Source organism: Xanthomonas sp. DAR 35659 (assembly GCF_041242975.1).
In the GTDB taxonomy this organism is placed as follows: Bacteria; Pseudomonadota; Gammaproteobacteria; order Xanthomonadales; family Xanthomonadaceae; genus Xanthomonas_A; species Xanthomonas_A medicagonis.
Map to the genome: position 1 here is coordinate 2024031 of NZ_CP162488.1, position 20815 is coordinate 2044845.

Here is a 20815-nt window from a genome sequence, read left to right on the forward strand (position 1 = left end):
CGGCATGCCCGATGCCGGCGCCGACGATGCCGACTGGGCCGCGGCGGCGCGACACCTGCTGGCCCAGGCCGATGCGCGGCTGAACAAGCGCTTCGACCAGGGCGACGACATCGACCGCTTGCTGGCGCTGCGCGCGCGCGCGCTGGACCAACTGATCCGGCACGCCTGGAGCCGCTGCGTGCCCCGCGATGCGGGGCTGGCGCTCTACGCGGTCGGCGGCTATGGCCGTGGCGAACTGTTCCCGCGCTCGGACATCGACCTGCTGGTGTTCGGCGAAGCACAGTGCCAGCGCCTGCACGAGCAGGCCCTGGCGCGGCTGTTCGCGCTGCTGTGGGATGCCGGCGTGCCGGTGAGCCACGCGGTGCGCTCGGCCGCGCAGTGCACCGCGGCCTGCGCCGACCAGACCGTGCTGACCGCGCTGATTGAGGCGCGCCCGCTGCAGGCCGACGCCGCGGCCAAGGCGGCGCTGGCCGCGGCCATCGCGCCGCCGCGCGTGTGGCCGCCGCGCGAATTCTTCATGGCCAAGCGCGAGGAACTGCAGACCCGCCACCAGCGCTTCGGCGACACCGCCGACAACCTGGAACCGGACATCAAGGACGGCCCCGGCGGCCTGCGCGACCTGCACACGCTGGGCTGGATGGCGCTGCGCGCGTTCGGCGTGCGCGACCTGGAGCCGTTGATCGGGCTCGGCCACGTCGGCGGCGACGAGGCCGCCGCGCTGCGCCGCGAGCGCCGCGAACTGGCGCGGTTGCGCTACGGGTTGCACCTGGTCGCCAACCGGCCGGAGGAGCGCCTGCGCTTCGACTACCAGAAGACCCTGGCGCAACGCCTGGGCTTCTCCGACGACGCCGAGAGCCTGGGCGTCGAAAAGATGATGCAGCGCTTCTACCGCAGCGCCGCGATCGTGCGCCGGCTCAGCGACCGGCTGCTGCAGCGCTTCGAGGAGCAGTTCGACGGCGAGGCGCAGCCGCAACCGCTGGGCGAGGGCTTCTCGCTGCGCCGCGGCTATCTGGCGGCAGATGCCGAGCGTTGGCCGCAGGCCGACCCGGTGCAGGTGTTCGCGCTGTTCGCGACCTGGGCCGCGCATGGCGAGGTGCGCGGGCTGCATTCGCTGACCGCGCGTGCGCTGGCCGAGGCGCTGCCGCGGTTGCCGGCCTACGCCGATGCCGGCGCGGCGGCGCGCGAGCGCTTCCTGGCCCTCCTGCGCGGCCCGCGCGCGGTGCAGACGCTGACCCGGATGGCGCGGCTGGGCGTGCTCGGGCAGTGGATCCCGGCGTTCGCGCAGGTGTCCGGACGCATGCAGTTCGACCTGTTCCATGTCTACACCGTGGACCAGCACACGTTGATGGTGCTGAAGAACATGGCGGTGTTCGCCAGCGCCCGCGCCGACGACCGCTTCTCGATCGCGCACGAGGTGTGGCCGCGCCTGCGCAAGCCGGAACTGCTGCTGCTGGCAGGGCTGTTCCACGACATCGCCAAGGGCCGTGGCGGCGACCATTCCGAACTCGGCGCGGTCGATGCGCGCGCGTTCTGCGCCGCGCATGGGCTGCGCGCCGCCGATACCGACCTGGTCGCGTGGCTGGTCGAGCAGCACCTGCGCATGTCGGTGACCGCGCAGAAGCAGGACATCTCCGATGCGGACGTGATCCACCGGTTCGCCACCCTGGTCGGCGACCGCGAGCGCCTGGACTACCTGTACCTGCTGACCTGCGCCGACATCGCCGGCACCAGCCCCAAGTTGTGGAACGCCTGGAAGGACCGCTTGCTGGCCGACCTGTATTTCGCCGCGCGGCGCGCGCTGCGCGAAGGCCTGGAGCATCCGCTGCCGGTCGCCGAGCGGGTGCAGGAGGCGCGCGAGGCCGCGCGCGCGCTGATGCATCTGCAGGGCCACGACGATACGGTCATCGACCGCCAGTTCGCCGGCATGCCGGACGAGAGTTTCCTGCGCTTCCGCCCCGAGCAACTGGCCTGGCAGGCGACGGCGCTGATGGAAGTGGAACTGGGCGGAACCCTGGTCAAGGTGCGTCCGGTCACCCCCGACGACGCGGCGCTGGAAGTGTTCGTGTATTCGCCCGACCGCGACGGCCTGTTCGCCGCGATCGTGATGACCCTGGACCGTTGCGGCTACGGCATCCACCGCGCGCGCGTGCTGGACGCGCCGCACGACGCGATCTTCGACACCTTCGAGGTGATGCCGGCCGACGCCTTCGCCAGCGGCGACCCGGCGCAACTGGAGGCGGCGCTGCGCGAGGCGCTGGCCGGCGACCTGACCCGGCTGCGCCCGGCGCGGCGGGTGGTGCCGCGGCAACTGCGGCATTTCCGCTTCGCGCCGCGCATCGAGTTCCGCGAGGACGTGGATGGTCGCCGCACCCGCCTGAGCCTGGTCGCGCCGGACCGGCCGGGACTGCTCTCCAACGTGGCGCAGGTGCTGCGCCGCCAGCGCTTGCGCGTGCACGACGCGCGCATCGCCACTTTCGGCGAGCGCGCCGAGGATCTGTTCCAGATCACCGACGAACACAATCAGCCCTTGCCCGACGCCTCCCGTCAGGCGCTGCATGCCGCATTGCAGGCCTGCCTGGACCCCGACATTCCGCCTGGAGATCCCCGCTAATGGCCACCAAGAAGCCTGCCGCCGCCAAGAAGTCCGCTACCAAGACCGCCGCCGGCAAGACCGTTGCCAAGAAGGCCGTCGCCAAGAAGACCGTCGCCAAGAAGACCGTCGCCGCCGCTGTCGCAACGCCCGTCGTCGCGCCGAAGCCGCCGGCCAGGCCGGTGCGCGCCAAGCCGGCCGCCGGCCCCAGCGCCGACGAACTGAAGTTCACCATCGACAGCGCCTTCGAGCGCCGCGCCACCCTGACCCTGGACGAGATCGAAGGTTCGACCCGGCCGGTGGTCAATCGCGTCATCGATGGCCTGGAACGCGGCGAGTTCCGCGTCGCCGAGCCGGACGGGCATGGTGGCTGGAAGGTCAACGAGTGGCTGAAGAAGGCCGTGCTGCTGTATTTCCGGGTCAACGAGATGGCCGTGGTCGAGGCGCAGCCGGCGCCGTTCTGGGACAAGGTGGAGTCGCGCTTCGCCGGCTACCACGAGGCCGAGTTCCGCAAGGCCGGGGTGCGCGTGGTGCCGGGCGCGATCGCGCGCCGCGGCAGCTATTTCGGCAAGGACGTGGTGCTGATGCCGAGCTTCACCAACATCGGCGCGCACGTGGGCGAGGGCACCATGGTCGATACCTGGGCGACGGTCGGTTCCTGCGCGCAGATCGGCAAGCATTGCCACCTGTCCGGCGGCGCCGGCATCGGCGGCGTGCTCGAACCGCTGCAGGCCGGCCCGACCATCATCGAGGACCACTGTTTCATCGGTGCGCGCTCGGAGGTGGTGGAGGGCGTGGTGGTCGGTCATCACAGCGTGATCGGCATGGGGGTGTTCATTGGGCAGAGCACGCGGATCTACAACCGCGCCACTGGCGAGGTGTCCTATGGGTACGTGCCGCCGTACAGTGTGGTGGTGTCCGGGCAGTTGCCGTCCAAGGACGGTTCGCATTCGCTGTATTGCGCGGTGATCGTGAAGCAGGTCGATGCCAGGACTCGCAGCAAGACCAGTGTCAACGATTTGCTGCGTGGGTTGGCGGACTGAGTGGGGTGAGAACGGTGCAAGCCCGGTCTAGCTCTGGCATTTCCCCGCCGGCTTTTTGGCTAAACGGGGCCATCTTCCTACGTTGCGCAGTTGCTGTTTGAGCGTATGACGGTGGCATTTGCAAAGACGCGCGGCATTGCGGTAGCACATCGTGTCGACGTTGAAGCCGCTCTTACATTGCCACTCATCAAGCATCTGAGCTTGGAGCAAGGGCAACGGCAAAGGCTTTCGCCCTTGCGGGCGAGTCACTTTTCTTTGCTCGTGCAAAGAAAAGTAACCAAAAGAAAGCACGCCCTGCCTTGCGCCCTCCGCGCTGCGCGCTCCGGGTCTGCGGATGCACCGGGGATCCGCGGAAGGGGCATCCTGCCCCTGCCGCGGACGGCGCACATCCATGTGCGCCGCCCTTCGGGTGTTTCCCCGGTCCATCCGCCGCTGCGGAAGGGAACCCGGTAAATCAAAAGCAAAAGCAAAAGCAAATGCAACGGCGGTATCTCGCGCAACGGACGGCCGCTGCGTAGGAGCGCCTCCAGCGCTTCGTGCTTGAAGCAAGCGGCAGCGTCGTGCGTCGTCGTCGGTATGCCAGGTAGCTGTTGGCCTAGCACCGCCGTGTAGCCTTCAGGTAGGCCGGACAACGGTTTTTGGGTCGCCGCCGGCGCGAGGCGGTGTTTGGTTTCCCACTGATTCGCGATCCCACGCTCAGGGGTAGGGCGCATACCCGGCGTACATCGGTGGCCGGATACGCTGCCATGCAGGTTCGGGCGCCGCGGTGGCGGCGCGCATCGGACCCGACCATGCCCGGCGCAGACCGTCGCCGGGCGCTGCCGCTGCGCCGACAGGAGACTCCGATGCGGAAGACGAAATGGGTTTGTTGGATGACGGTGGTGTTCGCGCTGTCCGGGTGCGGGCGCGAGGGCGCACCGGCGCAGACGGCCCCTGCGGGTGACCACACGCCTGCGGCGACGGTCGCTGCGCCAACTCCGCCGTCGGCCGCGACCTCCGCGCCTGCACAACCGCCTGCGACGCCGACGGCGAGTACCAGTGAGGCGACTGAGCCGCTGTCCTGCGTCGCCGAGATCGGCGCCGCCGCCGCGACCGCGCGGGTGACCACCTGCCGCGCGGTGTCGCCGGCCACCCATCCGCCCTGCAACGCCGCCAACAGCTGCGCCATGATCGACGACGAGATCGCCCGCGGCTGCGCGCTGCTCGGCCGCGACGGACCGACCACGGCCGAGTGCGGCCCGGCCGCCGACAGCCCGCAGGCGGCGGCGGACGTGGTGCGGCGTTACTACGCGGCGATCAACGCGCGCGACTACGCCGTGGCCTGGCGGCAGTGGGGCGAGGACGGGCGTCCGGGGCAGTCCTACGCGGCGTTCAAGGCCGGCTTCGCGCGGACCCGTGCGGTGACGGCGACGATCGGCGCGCTCGGCGCCGGCGAGGGCGCCGCCGGATCGGTCTACCAGCCGGTGCCGGTCACCGTGGAGGCGACGCTGGACGATGGCACGCGGCAACGCTTCCGTGGCGATTACATCCTGCGCCGCGTCAACGGCGTGGACGGCGCCTCGGCGGCACAACTGCGCTGGCGGATCGACTCGGCGCAGCTCAAGGAGGTGCCGGCGCAGTGAGGCCTGGCGCGGCTGATCGCGTTTCCCGCAGGGAGCCGACGGTGCGCATGCCGGGTAAGATCACGCGCATTGCCTGGGTGCCTGTCGATGACGGACGCACGGCTCGTATCCTTGCGGTCCCGCTCGCCGCCTTGCTGTGCGTGGAATCCTGAGGGATTCGATGCGCCCTGGCGGGCGGACCCTCACCCCGACCCCTCTCCCGGTGGGAGAGGGGCTTTAGTCAATGAGACAGTGCCGATGACGACGTTGTACGGATTGAAGAACTGCGACACCTGCAAGAAGGCGACGAAGTGGCTGGACCGCTTCGGCGTGGCCTACAGTTTCGTCGATTACCGCGAGCACAAGCCCAGCCCGGAGACGCTGCTGGACTGGGCGGGCCGGGCCGGCGGCTTCGATGCGCTGGTCAACAAGTCCTCGACCACCTGGCGGCAATTGCCCGACAACAAGAAGACGCCCGGCTCGGAGGCCGAGTGGAAGCTGCTGCTGCGCGAGTATCCGCAACTGATCCGGCGGCCGCTGGTGGTGACCGAGGACGGTCAGTTCAGCCAGGGCTTCTCGGACAACGGCTTCAAGCAGCGCTTTGGGTTGAAATGAACATCCGTCCTTATCGAGACGACGACTGGGCGCGCCTGTGCGTCATCCACGACGCCGCGCGCCTGGAGGAACTGCAGGCCGCGGGGTTGACGGATGCGTTCCTGCCGCTGCCGATCGCGGCCGAGCGCGAGGGCCTGTTCGACTACCGCCTGCAGGTCGCCGAGTGCGATGGGCAGGTGCTGGGCTTCGTCGCCGACAACGGCGAGGAACTGGCCTGGCTGTACGTGGATCCGGCCGCGCGCCGGCGCGGGGTCGGCCAGGCGCTGGTGGCCGCGGTGCAGGCGGCGCAGCCCGACGGCCTGTCGCTGGAACTGCTCGAGGGCAATGCGGCGGCGCAGGCGTTCTACCGCGCCTGCGGCTTCGTCGAGACCAGCACGTACGGCGGTCGGATGCCCGGCAACGAGACCTTCGCGGTGCGCGTGCAGTGCATGCGCTGGCCTGGCGCGACCGAGTGACCCGTTCGTTGCGTTCCTTCCTTTGCGTTCCAGAAGGTGTCCTTGCATGTCCGATGTCCTTGAACTCGCCTGCGACCTGATCGCCCGCCCGTCGGTCACGCCCGACGATGCCGGGTGCCAGGCGCTGATCGCGCAGCGGCTGGAGCGCGCCGGTTTCGTCCTCGAACGCTTGCGTTGCGGCCAGGTCGACAACCTGTGGGCCACCCATCGCGGCGGCGATGGGCCGGTGCTGGCGTTGCTCGGCCATACCGACGTGGTGCCGCCGGGGCCGCGCGACGCCTGGGCCAGCGATCCGTTCGCGCCGCAGATTCGCGACGGCGTGCTGTACGGGCGTGGTGCCGCCGACATGAAGGGCAGCGTGGCCGCGTTCGTGGTCGCCGCCGAACGCTTCGTGGCCGCGCAGCCGCGGCACCCGGGCACGCTGGCGCTGCTGCTGACCAGCGACGAGGAAGGCGATGCGATCAATGGCGTGCGCCACGTGGCGCGCCTGTTCGCCGAGCGCGGCGAACGCATCGACTGGTGCATCACCGGCGAACCCTCGTCCACCGACCGGCTCGGCGACTTGCTCCGCGTCGGTCGCCGCGGCAGCCTCTCCGGCACGCTGGTGGTGCGTGGCGTGCAGGGCCATGTGGCCTATCCGCACAAGGCGCGCAATCCGATCCACCTGGCCGCGCCGGCGCTGGCCGACCTGGTCGCCCGGCACTGGGACGACGGCTACGAGAGCTTCCCGCCGACCAGCCTGCAGATCTCCAACGTGCATGCCGGCACTGGCGCCAACAACGTGATCCCCGGCGAACTGCAGGTCGCGTTCAATCTGCGCTACACGCCGCATTGGGATGCCCCGCGACTGGAAGCGGAAATCGCCGCGCTGTTCGATCGCCATGGGCTGGACTACAGCCTGCGCTGGCATCGCAGCGGCGAGCCGTTCTACACCCCGGAGGGCACGCTGCGCCAGGTGGCGCGCGAGGTGCTGGGCGAGGTCGCGGGCGCGCCGCCGGAGGAAAGCACCGGTGGCGGCACCTCCGATGCGCGCTTCATCGCCCCGCTGGGCGCGCAGTGCATCGAGGTCGGCCCGGTCAACGCCAGCATCCACCAGGTCGACGAGCATGTGCGCGTGGCCGACCTGGAGGCGTTGCCGGATCTGTACCTGCGCCTGATCGAACGGTTGCTGCGGTAACAGTTGCGCCGGCCCGCGCGCCGGGTTACGGTCGCCGCATGACCTCGCTGTCCGCCCTCCGCCCGAACACCACCAACGGCCGCAATCATGCGCTGGCGAATAATCGTGCGCGGCCGATGCGGGTCTGCGACTAGGCGCTACCAGAAACACCGCGCCCAGCCACCAGAAAACCCGCATCGGCCGATGCGGGTTTTTTTGTGCCTGCGGTGTGGATACCTCCACACGAGCCCGGCCATCCATGGCCGGGGATTGAAACACCATCCCCACGATCAGGAGCTTTTCCATGTGTTCGATCTTCGGCATCTTCGGCCTGCAACCGGGCGACGACCTGCAGGCATTGCGGCGGCAGGCGCTGGACTGCTCGCAGCGGCAACGCCACCGTGGCCCGGACTGGAGCGGCGTGTATGTCGACGACGGCGCGATCCTGGTCCACGAGCGCTTGGCCATCGTCGACCCGGCCGGTGGCTCGCAGCCGCTGCTGTCGGACGACGGGCAACTGGCGCTGGCGGTCAACGGCGAGATCTACAACCACCGCGAACTGAAGCAGCGACTCGCCCAGCCCTACGCCTTCCAGACCGGATCGGATTGCGAGGTGATCAATGCGCTGTATCGCGAAGCCACGCCGACTGAGTTGCTGAACCGCCTCAACGGTATCTTCGCGTTCGCGCTATGGGACAAGGCCGCCGGCCGCGTGCTGATCGCGCGCGATCCGATGGGCGTGTGCCCGCTGTACTGGGGCCACGACACGCAGGGCCGGCTGCGGGTGGCCTCGGAAATGAAGTCGCTGGCCGACACCTGCGCCGACGTCGCCCAGTTCCCGCCGGGCCACTATTACGACAGCGCCAGCGGCGAGCTGGTGCAGTACTACCGCAAGCCGTGGCGCGACTACGCGGCGGTGCAGGGCGTGGAGGTGAGCAAGCAGGAACTGCGCGAGGCGTTCGAGCGCGCCGTGCATCGCCAACTGATGACCGACGTGCCGTATGGCGTGCTGCTGTCCGGCGGGCTGGATTCGTCGCTGGTCGCGGCGGTGGCCGCGCGCTTCGCGCGCAAGCGCATCGAGGAGAACGACGAGGCCGAGGCCTGGTGGCCGCGCCTGCACTCGTTCGCGATCGGCCTGAAGGGCTCGCCGGACCTGGCGGCCGCGGCGATCGCCGCCGAGGCGCTGGGCACCGTGCATCACGGCTTCGAATACACCTTCGAGGAAGGCCTGGACGCGCTGCCGGAGGTGATCCGGCACATCGAGACCTACGACGTCACCACCATCCGCGCCTCCACGCCGATGTTCCTGCTGGCGCGGCGGATCAAGGCGATGGGGGTGAAGATGGTGCTCTCCGGCGAGGGCAGCGACGAGATCTTCGGCGGCTACCTGTATTTCCACAAGGCGCCGAACGCGCGCGAGTTCCACGAGGAACTGATCCGCAAGCTCGACGCGCTTTACAACTACGACTGCCTGCGCGCCAACAAGTCGATGATGGCCTGGGGCGTGGAGCCGCGTGTGCCGTTCCTGGACGTGGAATTCCTGGACGTGGCCATGCGCATGGACGCCCAGTACAAGATGATCGACAAGGCCAGCGGCGGCGCGGCGCGCATGGAGAAAGGCGTGCTGCGCGACGCCTTCGAAGGCTATCTGCCCGAGTCGATCCTGTGGCGGCAGAAGGAGCAGTTCAGCGACGGCGTCGGCTATGGCTGGATCGATGGGCTGAAGGCGCACGCCGAGGCGCAGGTCAGCGACCGCGAACTGGCCGCGGCCAACAAGCGTTTCCCGGTGAACCCGCCGCAGACCAAGGAGGCGTACTACTACCGCAGCCTGTTCGAGCGCGCGTTCCCGAGCCCGGCCGCGGCCGAGACCGTGCCCGGCGGCAAGTCGATCGCGTGCTCGTCGCCAGCGGCGATCGCCTGGGACGCGAGCTTCGCGGCCATGGCCGATCCTTCCGGCCGCGCGGTGGCCGGGGTGCACGCGCAGGCATTGGCATGAGCGCCGCCAGCCTGCCGGTGATCGCCGGCAGGCTGGCGCTCGGCGCGATCAGCTCCGGCGCTGCGGCGCTGGCACGCACGCAGGGCCGTCGACCGGTTCAGCGCAGCGCTGCTGTGGGCATGCGCTTTTGTGGCGAACCGTAGAGCGGCTCGCGCGGTCACCCCTGCGGCGATGCGCGACCGGCGCGCGCGCGTCTGCCGCAGCGCGACGGCGACGCGCCGCTACGGCAGATCCGCCGCCGTGGTGCCGTGGGCGCCGTGCAGGCCCGCCGGCGACTGGCCGCCGTCCACGCGGATGCGGCTCTTGCCGTCGCGCTTGGCCGCGTACAGCGCGCGGTCGGCGCGTTCGAGCAGGTCCGCGACCTCGCCACCCGGCCGCATGCGCGCGACCCCGGCGCTGAAGGTGAAGGTCACGCCCTTGGCGCGGATCCGCTGCACGCGGTCCAGCAGTCGTTGCAGCAGCGCCCCGGTCTGCGCGTCGCTCATGCCCTCGAACAGGATGCCGAATTCTTCGCCGCCGAGCCGGCCGACCCGGCAGCCGTGCTCCGGTCGCGCCAGTTCCGCGGCCAGCGCCAGCAGCACGGCGTCGCCGACATCGTGGCCGTGGGTGTCGTTGACCTGTTTGAAATCGTCGATGTCCAGCATCGCGAAATGCACGGCGCCGGCGTGGCCGCGTTCGGCGGCCAGCGCGTGCAGTTGCGCCATCAGCGCGCGGCGGTTGGCCAGCCCGGTGAGCGCATCGGTCTCGGACATGCGCCGGTAGTCCTCCTTCAGCCGGTAGCTGCTCAGCATGCTGCGCGCGAAGGCCAGGTTCATCGCCACGCCGATCAGTGATACCGCTACCACCAGCAGGCCCAGCAGCGCCGGATCGCCGTGGGCCGCCAGCCGCAACGGTTGCCCGGTCAGCATGATCGTCCAGGTGTAGGCCAGCGCCAGCAGGTAGTCGCGCGTGAACGGGAACAGCAGGTTGATGCCCAGGCACAGGGTGACCGCGACCGGCAGCCGCCAGAAGGCGCTGTGCGTGCCCATCTGCTGCAGTTCGATCTGGTAGGCCAGCGCCAGCGCCAGCACGTACAGCGCGCTGCTCAGCCGCCATTGCCAGAAGCCGCGCGCCAGCAGGGTACTGGCCGCGGCGCCGCACATGACGGCCAACAGCGTCGCGTTGACCAGGTCCCAGGGTTGCGGCAGATAGGGGTTGAACAGCAGCGTCGCGACCCAGATCGACAGGGTCAGGGCGTGGATGGCGGTGGTCGAACGGCCCAGCAGGTGGCGAATGTGCTCCCTGTACGTCATGTCCTGCCCAACGGCGCGTACCGGCCGGTTCGTGATGTGCGGGCGTGGCTGTGCCTGCACGGAGGCGCGCCCTGGATCGATGCGAGGTTATCGGCACGCAGGGGCGTGGACTTGAGCGGTGGTTGCCACGCAAGACGTTGCTGGTGGCGCGCGGCGATGACGTGGCGCGTCGTGCCGCCGCGGCGATGGCAACGCGGCCCGCGCCGCTGCCGGTTCAGGCGTCGTGCGTACCGTCCCGGTGGTCGAGATGGATCCGGCCCTTGCCGTCGCGCTTGGCCGCGTACAGCGCCTGGTCGGCACGCTTGAGCAGGTCGGTGGTCTCGCCGCTGGCGCCCAGCCGCGCGGCGCCGGCGCTGAACGCGAACGCCACGCCCTCCACGCGCAGGCCGCGGACCCGCTCCAGCAGGCCCTGCAACGCCGCGGCGACCTGCGCGTCGCGCATGTCCTCGAACACCACGCCGAATTCCTCGCCGCCCAGCCGGCCGATCCTGCAGCGCGGGCCCAGTTCGCCCAGTGCGGTGGCCAGCGCCAGCAGCACCGCATCGCCGACATGGTGGCCATGGGTGTCGTTGACCTGCTTGAAATCGTCGACGTCGAGCATCGCGAAGTGCACCGTGCCGTGCCTGCGCGCGGCGGCCGCGCGCAGCTGCGTCATCAGCGCGCGGCGGTTGGCGATGCCGGTCAACGGATCGGTCTCGGCCAGGCGCCGGTAGTCCTCCTGCAGCGTGTAGGCGGTGCGCATGGCGCCGACGAACATGCGGTTGATGGCGATGCCGAGCAAGGCCACCACCGTCAGCAGGATCGCCAGCAGCGGCAGGTCCACCGCGGCCGGAACCAGTTGTGCTTGTCCTGCGAACATGAGGGTCCAGATGCAGGCCATCGCCACCAGGTAGTCGCGCGAGAACGAGAACAGCAGGCTGGCGCCCAGGCAGATGATGGCGGTCACCGGCAGCAGCCAGAACAGGCCGTGCTCGCCCATGGCGTGGAGTTCGACCCGGAACGCGGTGGTCAGCGCGATCACGAACAGGAAGCCGCTCTGCCGCCATTGCCAGAAGCGCTTGGCCAGGCTCATGTTGGCCGAGGCGATCAGCAGGGCGACGAAGACCAGCGCGTAGCGGGCGTCGAGCGGCTGCTGCAGATGCGGATTGCACAGGACCGACGCCGGCCACGCCACCAGGGTCAGCAACTGGATGGTGGCGATGGAACCGCCGAGCATGCGCCGGATGTAGTTCCGGTAGGTCGTCTCGTCGGCCGCAGACGCGGCCGCGTCGCGGCGGCGGTCTGCGAGGGAAACGCCATCTGGCTCCATGGATGCGCCTCGGCTGCCCTGATCGCCCGGTCGCTAGCGCCGCGGCCCGTTGCCGCCCGCGCGCACGGCGTGGGTCGGCGCACGCGCCGCAGCCGGCGGCGGCGCGCCCGCGCGCGCCCGTGCGTGGCGCGGCGGCCTATTCAAAGCGCATGCAGCGCCCGTAGCGCTCGGGTTGGATGTCCACGCCGGAGGCGTCGGCCCGGTTGTTCTTGCGCCACAGGTTCTGGCGGAACTCCGCGCCGCTGCAGTTGGCCGCGCGGTCCACGCCGATCGTGTAGGTATAGGGATTGCTCTGGAAGGTGTTGTTCTCGAAGGTGTTGTCCTGGCTCATGCTGTTGTCCCAGCACAGGATCTCCGGGGTGCGCTGGCGGATCGAGCAGGCCAGGTAGATGCCGGCGCCCTTGTTGCCGATGAACTGGTTGCCGACGAACAGGTTGCGCCGCGCATCGGCCAGGTACACGCCCTGGCTGCCGTTGCGCTCCAGACGGTTGTTGCGGATCTCGCTGTCTTCCAGGTGCTCGGTGGTGATGCCGGCGGCGACGTTGTCGTGGATGTAGTTGTCGACCAGCTTGACCTTGGCGGTGCGGTTGAACGAGACCCCGTCCCAGATCGCGCCGGAGACGTCGTTGCGCTCGATCAGCAGGTCGCGGCTGTCGTATTCGCTGAGCAGGCAGGCGCTGCGGCACTTGCTCACGCGCAGCCCGGACAGGCGGATGTTCTGGCCGGCGCGCACCACCACCAGGCTGTTGCTCAGGTAGGGGCGCTCGGGCATGAACTCCTTCTCGGCGCTGCCGCCGACGATCTGCAGCTGTTCGATGCTGACGTCCCGGATCGGCCGTTGCGGGCGCTCGTTCTGGTAGTCGCCGAGCACGATGACCGGCTGCTGCACGCCATCCTGCATGCGCAGCACGGTGGCGTCGCCCTGGCCGCGCAGGCGCAGGCCGTCGCGCTGGATCGACAGCAGCTTGGTGACGTGGAAGTCGCCGGCGGTCAGGCAGACCGTGGCCGGCTTGCCGTCGTTGGGCACGCGGTCGACCGCGGCCTGCAGGTCGTCGCCGGGTTCGGCGCGCACGTTGCACGCGGTGGCCGCGGTGGCCGCGGGCGCCGCCGCGCCGGCGTCGCCGCCGTACAGGCCGGCGGCGAGTGGCAACAACAGGGCGAGCAGGGGGCGTAGCGTCATCGGATACGGGCTCGGCTGGGGAGGGAAGGGCGCAACGCGGTCGCGCGGCCGCCGTGGCGGGCCGCGCGGCGCCGGCAGGCAGCGGCTGTGCGCGATGTCATTGTCGCGCAGGCGGTCGTAACGTCAGCGTAAAGCGCGGCGGACCCGGCAGGAACGGCACGGCACGGCCCTGCACCCAGTCGGCGTGTCCGGCGCCCCAGAACGGCGACAGCGGGTGTTCGCTCTGCCCGCCGGGCATGTGCGCCAGGCCGTCGGCCTCGTGGCCGGGCGCCACCACCATGCGCTCGGAAGCGCCGAAGTCCGGACGTTGTACCCGCGGCATGTCGTTGTCGCCGGGCAGCGCTTGCGCCGGCATGCACAGCGGGCGCTTCAATGGGCCCGGCAGCGCGCCGGCCAGCGGATGGCAGATCGCGGCGATGTTCGCCTCGCCCCAGCGGCGCTGCGGCAGCGGCGTGTCCACGCCCGGCTGGTCGCGCACCTCGGCGGCGGCATCCTCCAGCAGCGCCTGCCAACTGCGGTAGCGGCGCGGCAGCAGGTGCGGCGGCTGCTGTTGCAGCAGCGGCCAGGCCACGCCCTCCAACTGCGGCAGCGGTGGCATCGCGTAGTCGGCGCCCAGGTTGGCGCGCGCCGGCGCGATCAGACCGTCGCGGATCCGGGTCAGCAGCGCCAGACGCCAGGCGCGCACCAGCCGGTAGCTCACCGACTCGGTGCTGGCACGCCCTTCCCAGTGCTTGCTGGCCTGGGCAAGCGCGTGCAGCGCGGGCGTGGCATCGCCGCCGTCGCGTTGCTGCAGCAGCGTCCACCAGCGCTGCAGCAGCAGCGCACGGTCGTCGAGCTGGATCGCCAGCAGCTGGCGCTCGTCCAACCGCGGATGCAGGCGCAGGTCGTCGCGGATCTGCTGCGCGCGCGCGCCCAGCACGTAGCCGCCATCGCCGAGGCGGTCCAGTTCCTCGCCACCGACCACGCGCGCATTGGCGGTCCACAACTGGCCGTCGGCCGGATCGAGGCGCTGCGGCGACTGCGCGGTAGAGACCGGCCAGGGCGCACAACGTTGCGCCGCCGGCACCGCCGCGCTGACGTCGTGGACCAGCGTCGCGCTGGAGCACCCGGGGCCACGCACCGGCAGCGCGCCCAGCACGCGCCAGCCGATGCGCCCGCCGCTGTCGGCCAGCACCATGTTCTGCGCCGGGGTGGCGATGGACCGCGCGCTGGCGAAGGCGCTGTCCAGGGAGTCGGCGCGCGCCAGGTCGGCCAGGCCCAGGTTCAGCGCGCCGGGCAACTGCGCCACCCAGCGCTGCGCCAGCGCGGTGCCGTCCGGCTCGTGCTGCAGGATCGGGCCGTAGACCGTGTCCTCCACGTCCAGCGCGATATCGGGCGCGCCGTCCACCGCGATTCGTTCGCGGTGGTGGACCACGGCGGTGCAGCCGGGTTGCGGGGTGGCCGCGCAGGGCGTCAGCCGGTACCAGTCGCTGGTGTCGGCATAGCTGTTGGTGAAGCCCCAGGCGACGTGGCCGTTGCTGCCGACGATCACCGCCGGCAGGCCCGGCAGCGAAAACCCGCTGACGTCCACGCGGCCGCCCGGCGCCCGCGCGTCGGCGTAGCGCAGGCGCACCCGGAACCAGAGGCTGGGCGCGCCCAGTTGCAGGTGCATGTCGTTGGCGACGATGGCGCGGCCGTCGGCGCTGCGGCTGCCGGCGATGGCCCAGTTGTTGCTGCCGGACGCGGCGTGGTCGGCCGTGCCGCCGTCGGCCGTCGCATCGGGCAGGGTGCGCAGATCGACCTGGCCGGCGCCGGGCAGCGAGGCGTCGCCGCGCGCCGGCGCATCCAGGGCGGCGTCCCAGCTGCTGCCGTCGTGGCGCAGCAGCGCGAACAGCGGTGCCGGCAGATGTTGTTGCAACCGGTACAGCGACAGTTCGCGGTCGCCCTGGCGGCCCTGCAGGTCGAAGTACATCGCATCGCCGGCCAGCAGCGAGTCCACCGGCTGCCAGTCGCGCGGTGCCTTGAACAGCAGCAGGTAGGGCCACGGCCGCACCCGCAGCGCGTGCAGGCCATCGTTGACGCCGGCGCTGTAGGCGTCCAGCGCCGCGGCGTGGCTGCCGCCGAAGCCGGCCAGTTGCGCGCCGGCGCGCGCGCGCAGGCGGTGCGGGCGACGGCCCTTGTCCACGCCCAGCGCGGCGCGGCCGACCAGTTCGGCCAGTTCGCCGGCGGCGGCGCGACGCATCAGGTCCATCTGGAAGTAGCGTTCCTGCGCGTGCACGTAGCCGAGCGCGCGCATCGCGTCGGCCTCGCTGCCGGCGTCGATGGTGACCACGCCCAGGGCGTCGCGCTCGACGCGCACCGGGCCGGCCAGCCCCTCCAGGTCGGCCTGGCCGTCGAGCGTGGCCAGGCTGCCGCGCAACAGCAGCCACCCCAGCAGCAACGCACCGAGCGCCAGCACCGTCAGCCACAGCATTCCCTGTTTCCACTTGCTCCGCATGCGTACATCTCCTGGCCGATGCCCAATTCTAGACAAGGCCGCATGTCGTTTCGGTGCAACCCCCGCTGGCGCGCCTCCGAATCGCGCGCGATGCAGTCGCACGCGGACACGCAGTGCGGATATCGGCTGGAATCGGGATGGTAATGATTCCGATTGGAACGTCGTGCGCGCGGCTCGGGCACTATGGCGGCCTCAGATGCCACGGAGCCCGCCCCATGAAGGGACATCCTGAAGTTGTGCAATGCCTCAAGGAACTGCTGCGCGGCGAACTCGCCGCGCGCGACCAGTATTTCATCCACTCGCGGCGCTACGAGGACCAGGGCCTGCAGGCGCTGTACGCGCGCATCAACCACGAGATGGAAGAGGAGACCGAGCACGCCGATGCGCTGCTGCGACGCATCCTGTTCCTGGAGGGCGATCCGGACATGCGCCCGCATGCGTTCGAGCCGGGGCGCACGGTCGAGGAGATGCTGGAGAAGGACCTGAAGGTCGAATACGAAGTGCGCGCCAATCTGGCCGCGGGCATGAAGCTGTGCGAGCAGCACGGCGACTACGTCAGCCGCGACGTGCTGCTCAAGCAGTTGCAGGACACCGAAGAAGACCATGCCTGGTGGCTGGAGCAGCAGTTGGGCCTGATCAAGCGCATCGGCATGGCGCTGTACCAGACCTCGAAGATCGACGGGCACGTGTCCGGCAAGGACGCCTGAGGCCTGCGCCTCCCGTGCGGGAGGCATGCATCGCGGGGCAGGCATCCCCACGATGGTGGCCGCGCCGGCGCCGCTCGCCCGCGACCGGTCGATCTTGCCGGTTGCTGCGGCAACCGCAGGCGTCATGCCTGCGTCCTTCGTCGATATCCGGCCCTCCACGCGGCGACGTTCGCCGCGTGTGCCCGCCGGGCCATCTACATCACGATGACCTCTTCCTCCCGGCGCGCCCTCGGTCCGAGTCTGCGGGCCGGGTTGGACGCGAGCGCAGGGCGTCTTCCTGAAGCGCGATCTGCGACATCCCTGAGCGCGTTCGCCTGGGCCCGACGCGGGCCAGGCCTCCTTTCCTGATCGCGTCTCGATCCGCCCGCGTCGCCGGTGGCTGGCGCTGCCCGCGCGTTGATCTGGATGGATCCGCGTGTCGTCGCGATCGCCGGGCGCTGCTGCGCCGCCGCAAAACGCGGCCGCCACCGGCCTGAACTCCGTTGCGAAAACCCTTTGATTCCAGGCCCTTGCGCAACGCGCGGCGCGCGCGCCCCGCGCCGTGATGGCAATGCTTGCAAAACGATAGTGATCGCTATACGGTAGTTTTCACTACCTAATTGCACGATGGCGAGGGGGCGTTCGATGCAGGCAAGTGCGGAAATGAAGCGGTACGGCGCGATCGGCGTGGCCGTCGCGGGGTGGCTGCTGGCGCCGACCATTGCAGGCGCCGCGCCGGCCTCGGCGCAGGGGCTGTGGCTGGCCGCGGCCAAGGACGCGGTGGTGGAGTTCGCGCCTTGCGCGGAGGCGGCCACCGCCCTGTGCGGACGCATCGTCTGGGACAAGGACGCCGGCACCGCCACCGATACCTGCGGCGTGCAGATCGCGCGCCTGGGGCGCGAGGACGGCGACACCTGGCGCGATGGCTGGGCCTTCGATCCGCGCAGCGGCAAGCGCTACAAGGCCACGCTGCGCGCCAGCGGCAAGGCGCTGGACCTGCGCGCCTTCGTCGGCGTGGAGGTGCTCGGCGAGACCGAACGCTTCACCCGCGTGCAGGCGCTGCCCAGCACGCCGGTCTGCACCAAGTAGTCCACCCGCCGCGCGTGCAACGTGCCGGCGCCATCGACGTGCGGGGCCAGCGACGGCCGCCGCACGTCCCACCTTCCTCAGCGAACCAGGGGAGATTGAGATGACTGCAGTCCGCTTCATGGCGACCCTCGCGGGCGCACTGGCCCTGCACGGCGCGTGCTGTGCCCAGGCCCACGCCCAGCAGGCCGAACCCGATGGCATGGTCAACTACGAGTTCCAGAACCAGATCAAGCTGATGAGCGAGCAGCGCACGCGCGGCGTGTCCGATTCGCTGATGCGGCCCTCGCTGAAGTGGACCACCCAGTTCGTGCATGCCAGCGGCTTCGTCGCGCTGCTGGAGGTCGCCAAGGTCAGCAAGAAGCAGTTCCTCGACGGCGACGGACTGGGCATCACCGCGGCGGCCGGCTACCGCTTCGGCAATCCCGATGCCTGGCATGCCGGTGTCGGCCTGGCGACCGAGCGCTTCCCCGGCGCCAGCTTCCTGGCCCCGCACCAGATCGATCTGCAGACCGGCACGCCGGGGGACTTCCGCCGCACCGACTACGACAGCAACTTCGGCGTGCTCGAGCTCGGCTACGGCGCGGTCGAAGGCCGCGTGCTGTACGTGTTCTCCAAGACCTACCGCGGTGCCGACACCGGCGGCGTGTGCGCGCAGATCCTGCAGTTCGCCGCCGATCCGACGGTGGCGCTGCGTTGCTTCGCCCGCGGCGAGCACGACTCGCGTGGCACCCTGTTGGGCGATCTCAACTACCAGACCCCGCTGCTGCCGTCGCTGCTGCCGTCGACCACGCTGCGCCTGCACGCCGGCTACCAGAAGCTGCGCAACTTCAGCGAGGGCAGCTTCGCCGACTACCAGATCGGCGTCACCCACAAGCGTTGGGGCCTGGACTGGAACCTGGACTGGGTCAGCACCCGGGTCAACGCCCACGAACTGTACTGGGTGCAGGACGGCGCGCGTATCCGCAAGACCGATGGCGACACCCTGGTGGCCTCGATCGGCTACACGTTCTGACCCATGCGCAGCGAACTGCTCGATGCCGACCGGGGCGGCGACCAGCCGCTGGTGCTGGCGGTGGACCTGGGAACCTCCGGCTGCAAGTGCGCGCTGGTCACCCTGGACGGCCAGGTGATCGCCTGGGCGTTCGAGCCGGTGCCGCTGCACGTGCACGGCGTGTGCGCCGAGCAGGATCCGCGCGACTGGTGGAACGCGCTGCTGGTCACCGCCGCGGCGGTGCTGCAGGGGGGCGAGGCGCTGCGCCGGCGGGTGACTGCCGTGTGCTGCTCGACCCAGGGCGAATGCACGGTGTGCGTGGACCGCGACGGCCGCGCGCTGGGCAACGCCATGCTGTGGCTGGACATGCGCGGGCAGGCCGCGATCGCGCGACGCCTGCGCGGGCGCTTGCTCAACGTGCGCGGCTACGCGCCGCTGAAGTTGCTGCGCTGGCTGCGCCTGAGCGGCGGCGCGCCGGCCGGCAGCGGCAAGGACTGCGCCGGCCACATCGCCTATCTGCGCGACCACGAACCGCAGCGCTACCAGCGCACGCACAAGTTCCTCAACGCGCTGGACTATCTCAACCTGCGCCTGACCGGGCGCTTCTGCGCCACCGCCGATTCGGTGCTCACCACCTGGGTCACCGACAACCGCGACCCGATGCGCATCCGCTACGACGATGGCTTGCTGCGGCTGCTCGGCATCGAGCGCGACACGCTGCCGGACCTGGTGGCCTCCACCGATGTGCTGGGACCGCTGCTGCCGCAGGTGGCCGCGCAGTTGGGGCTGTCGCCGCAGACCCGGGTGATCGCCGGCGCCATCGACAACTCGGCGGTGGCGGTGGCCGCGGCGGTCGAGGACTACGCCGCGCATCTGTACCTGGGCACCTCGTCGTGGCTGGGCGCGCACGTGCCGCGGATGAAGACCGACGTGTTCAGCAACATCGCCGCGGTGCCGTGCGCGGTGCGCGGGCGCTACCTGGCCACCGCGCTGCAGTCCACCGCCGGCGCCAACCTGTCGTTCCTGCGTGACCGCATCCTGTTCCATCCCGACGAACTGCTGCGCGACGAAGAACGTCCGGACGTGTACGAGGTGCTCAACGTCATCGCCGCGCGCGTACCGGCCGGCGCCAACGGCCTGGTGTACATGCCGTGGCTGTTCGGCGAGCGCACTCCGGTGGAGGACCACAGCCTGCGCGCCGGGCTGGTCAACCTGTCGCTGATGCACACCCGCGAGGACATCATCCGCGCCTTCATGGAAGGGGTGGCGTTGAACACGCGCTGGATGATGGAGCCGTTCGCGCGCCTGCTCGGCCGCGATCCCGGCGTGATCGCCGCGGTCGGCGGCGGCGCGCAGTCGGACCTGTGGTGCCAGATCATCGCCGACGTCGGCGGTCAGCCGATCCGGCAACTGCACAACCCGATCCAGGCCAATGCGATCGGCGCCACCTTCATCGCCGCGGTGGGCCTGGGCCGGCTGCGCTTCGCCGACCTGCCGGCGCTGCAACGCGCGCGCCGCGTATACGAGCCGTCGCCGCGCAACCGCGCGCTGTACGACGACCGCTATGCGACGTTCCGCGAATTGCAGCGCACCCTGGCGCCGATCTACCGGCGCATGAATCCCGCTCCCGATTGCGTGCCGGAGGTTCCTCAGCATGTTTGCCCATGAACAACGCACGCGCGTGGTCGCGCTGTGCGTCGAGCTGTCGCGGCGCGGTTACCTGGCCGGCACCGGCGGCAACGTCGCGCTGCGCCTGGACGCCGAACGCTTCGCGGTGACGCCGTCGGCCACCGACTATCTGGCGATGCGCGCCGAGGACATCTGCGTGGTGCGCCTGGCCGACCTGCGGCAACTGGACGGCGCCGCCACGCCATCGGTGGAGACCGGCCTGCATGCGCAGGTGCTGCGCCGCCGGCCCGACGTGGCCTGCAGCATCCACACCCATCAGCCGGTGGCCAGCGCCTGCGCGCTGCTTGGCGCGGCGCTGCCGGTGGAGGACACCGCGTTGCAGGCGGTAATCGGCGCGCGAGTGCCGATGGTCGGCTACTTCCCGTCCGGCACCGGGCTGCTGGCCTGGCTGCTGGCGCGGCAACTGCGCCCGTCGAGCAACGCCTATCTGATGCGCAACCATGGCGTGCTGTGCTGCGGCCGCAGCCTGGAACAGGCGGTGGCGGCGGTCGACGCGCTGGAGCAGGTCGCGCGCACGCACCTGGCGCGCCGCATCGAACGCCGCGCGCTGCACGACACCGGCCTGGCCGCGCCGTTGCGCGCCGTCCTCACCGCACTGGAGGCCTGACCCCATGCACGCCCTTTCCGTTCCCGTTCCCCCGAACCCG

17 protein-coding genes are annotated in these 20815 nt (G+C 70.5%); 13 read left to right on the forward strand and 4 right to left on the reverse strand.

Annotated elements, in window-relative coordinates:
- The first annotated feature begins 4 nt into the window (after positions 1 to 4).
- The 8 genes from AB3X07_RS08605 to AB3X07_RS08640 all read left to right on the forward strand — a co-directional run bounded on the left by AB3X07_RS08605 (position 5) and on the right by AB3X07_RS08640 (position 9599).
- The gene (locus AB3X07_RS08605; protein WP_369944697.1) at positions 5 to 2611 is read left to right on the forward strand and encodes a [protein-PII] uridylyltransferase; all 2607 of its coding nucleotides are present in this window, start codon (positions 5 to 7) and stop codon (positions 2609 to 2611) included.
- Positions 2611 to 3633: a 2,3,4,5-tetrahydropyridine-2,6-dicarboxylate N-succinyltransferase gene (gene dapD / locus AB3X07_RS08610; protein ID WP_369944039.1), complete on the forward strand. Its 1023-nt coding sequence runs from the start codon at positions 2611 to 2613 to the stop codon at positions 3631 to 3633. The genes AB3X07_RS08605 and dapD overlap by 1 nt, the downstream gene beginning before the upstream one ends.
- Positions 3634 to 4733: 1100 nt before the next feature.
- Positions 4734 to 5255, forward strand: coding sequence for a hypothetical protein (locus AB3X07_RS08615; protein WP_369944041.1), 522 nt, complete (start codon positions 4734 to 4736; stop codon positions 5253 to 5255).
- A gap of 237 nt (positions 5256 to 5492) precedes the next feature.
- Entirely contained in the window at positions 5493 to 5849 is a 357-nt protein-coding gene (locus AB3X07_RS08620; RefSeq protein ID WP_369944042.1) for an arsenate reductase, read from the forward strand.
- On the forward strand, positions 5846 to 6304 hold the full coding sequence (locus tag AB3X07_RS08625) for a GNAT family N-acetyltransferase (protein WP_369944044.1): 459 nt from the start codon (positions 5846 to 5848) through the stop codon (positions 6302 to 6304). The genes AB3X07_RS08620 and AB3X07_RS08625 overlap by 4 nt, the downstream gene beginning before the upstream one ends.
- A gap of 46 nt (positions 6305 to 6350) precedes the next feature.
- Entirely contained in the window at positions 6351 to 7481 is a 1131-nt protein-coding gene (gene dapE, locus AB3X07_RS08630; RefSeq protein WP_369944045.1) for a succinyl-diaminopimelate desuccinylase, read from the forward strand.
- A 283-nt stretch (positions 7482 to 7764) separates the two neighbouring features.
- A complete protein-coding gene (asnB, locus tag AB3X07_RS08635) occupies positions 7765 to 9456 on the forward strand; it encodes an asparagine synthase B (protein ID WP_369944046.1) in 1692 nt (563 codons plus the stop codon).
- A complete protein-coding gene (locus AB3X07_RS08640; protein ID WP_369944047.1) occupies positions 9453 to 9599 on the forward strand; it encodes a hypothetical protein in 147 nt (48 codons plus the stop codon). Before asnB ends, AB3X07_RS08640 begins: the two co-directional genes overlap by 4 nt.
- 78 nt (positions 9600 to 9677) lie before the next feature.
- Here the strand turns inward: AB3X07_RS08640 and AB3X07_RS08645 are convergent, their stop codons facing one another.
- The 4 genes from AB3X07_RS08645 to AB3X07_RS08660 form a co-directional block, all read right to left on the reverse strand.
- Positions 9678 to 10748, reverse strand: a complete 1071-nt coding sequence (locus tag AB3X07_RS08645) for a sensor domain-containing diguanylate cyclase (RefSeq protein ID WP_369944049.1) — start codon at positions 10746 to 10748, stop codon at positions 9678 to 9680.
- Positions 10749 to 10962: 214 nt separating this feature from the next.
- On the reverse strand, positions 10963 to 12057 hold the full coding sequence (locus tag AB3X07_RS08650; protein WP_369944050.1) for a GGDEF domain-containing protein: 1095 nt from the start codon (positions 12055 to 12057) through the stop codon (positions 10963 to 10965).
- A 136-nt stretch (positions 12058 to 12193) separates the two neighbouring features.
- The gene (locus AB3X07_RS08655) at positions 12194 to 13237 is read right to left on the reverse strand and encodes a right-handed parallel beta-helix repeat-containing protein (RefSeq protein ID WP_369944052.1); all 1044 of its coding nucleotides are present in this window, start codon (positions 13235 to 13237) and stop codon (positions 12194 to 12196) included.
- A gap of 97 nt (positions 13238 to 13334) precedes the next feature.
- Entirely contained in the window at positions 13335 to 15713 is a 2379-nt protein-coding gene (locus tag AB3X07_RS08660; RefSeq protein WP_369944054.1) for a penicillin acylase family protein, read from the reverse strand.
- A 215-nt stretch (positions 15714 to 15928) separates the two neighbouring features.
- Between AB3X07_RS08660 and bfr the strand changes: the two genes are divergently transcribed.
- From bfr to AB3X07_RS08685, 5 genes are all read left to right on the forward strand, one after another.
- A complete protein-coding gene (gene bfr / locus AB3X07_RS08665; RefSeq protein WP_369944055.1) occupies positions 15929 to 16420 on the forward strand; it encodes a bacterioferritin in 492 nt (163 codons plus the stop codon).
- Positions 16421 to 17062: 642 nt separating this feature from the next.
- On the forward strand, positions 17063 to 17488 hold the full coding sequence (locus AB3X07_RS08670; protein ID WP_369944057.1) for a DUF2147 domain-containing protein: 426 nt from the start codon (positions 17063 to 17065) through the stop codon (positions 17486 to 17488).
- A gap of 118 nt (positions 17489 to 17606) precedes the next feature.
- On the forward strand, positions 17607 to 18500 hold the full coding sequence (locus tag AB3X07_RS08675) for a TorF family putative porin (RefSeq protein ID WP_369944058.1): 894 nt from the start codon (positions 17607 to 17609) through the stop codon (positions 18498 to 18500).
- 3 nt (positions 18501 to 18503) lie between these two features.
- Positions 18504 to 20147, forward strand: a complete 1644-nt coding sequence (locus AB3X07_RS08680; protein ID WP_369944059.1) for a xylulokinase — start codon at positions 18504 to 18506, stop codon at positions 20145 to 20147.
- Entirely contained in the window at positions 20134 to 20775 is a 642-nt protein-coding gene (locus AB3X07_RS08685; protein ID WP_369944060.1) for a class II aldolase/adducin family protein, read from the forward strand. Before AB3X07_RS08680 ends, AB3X07_RS08685 begins: the two co-directional genes overlap by 14 nt.
- Positions 20776 to 20815: the final 40 nt, after the last annotated feature.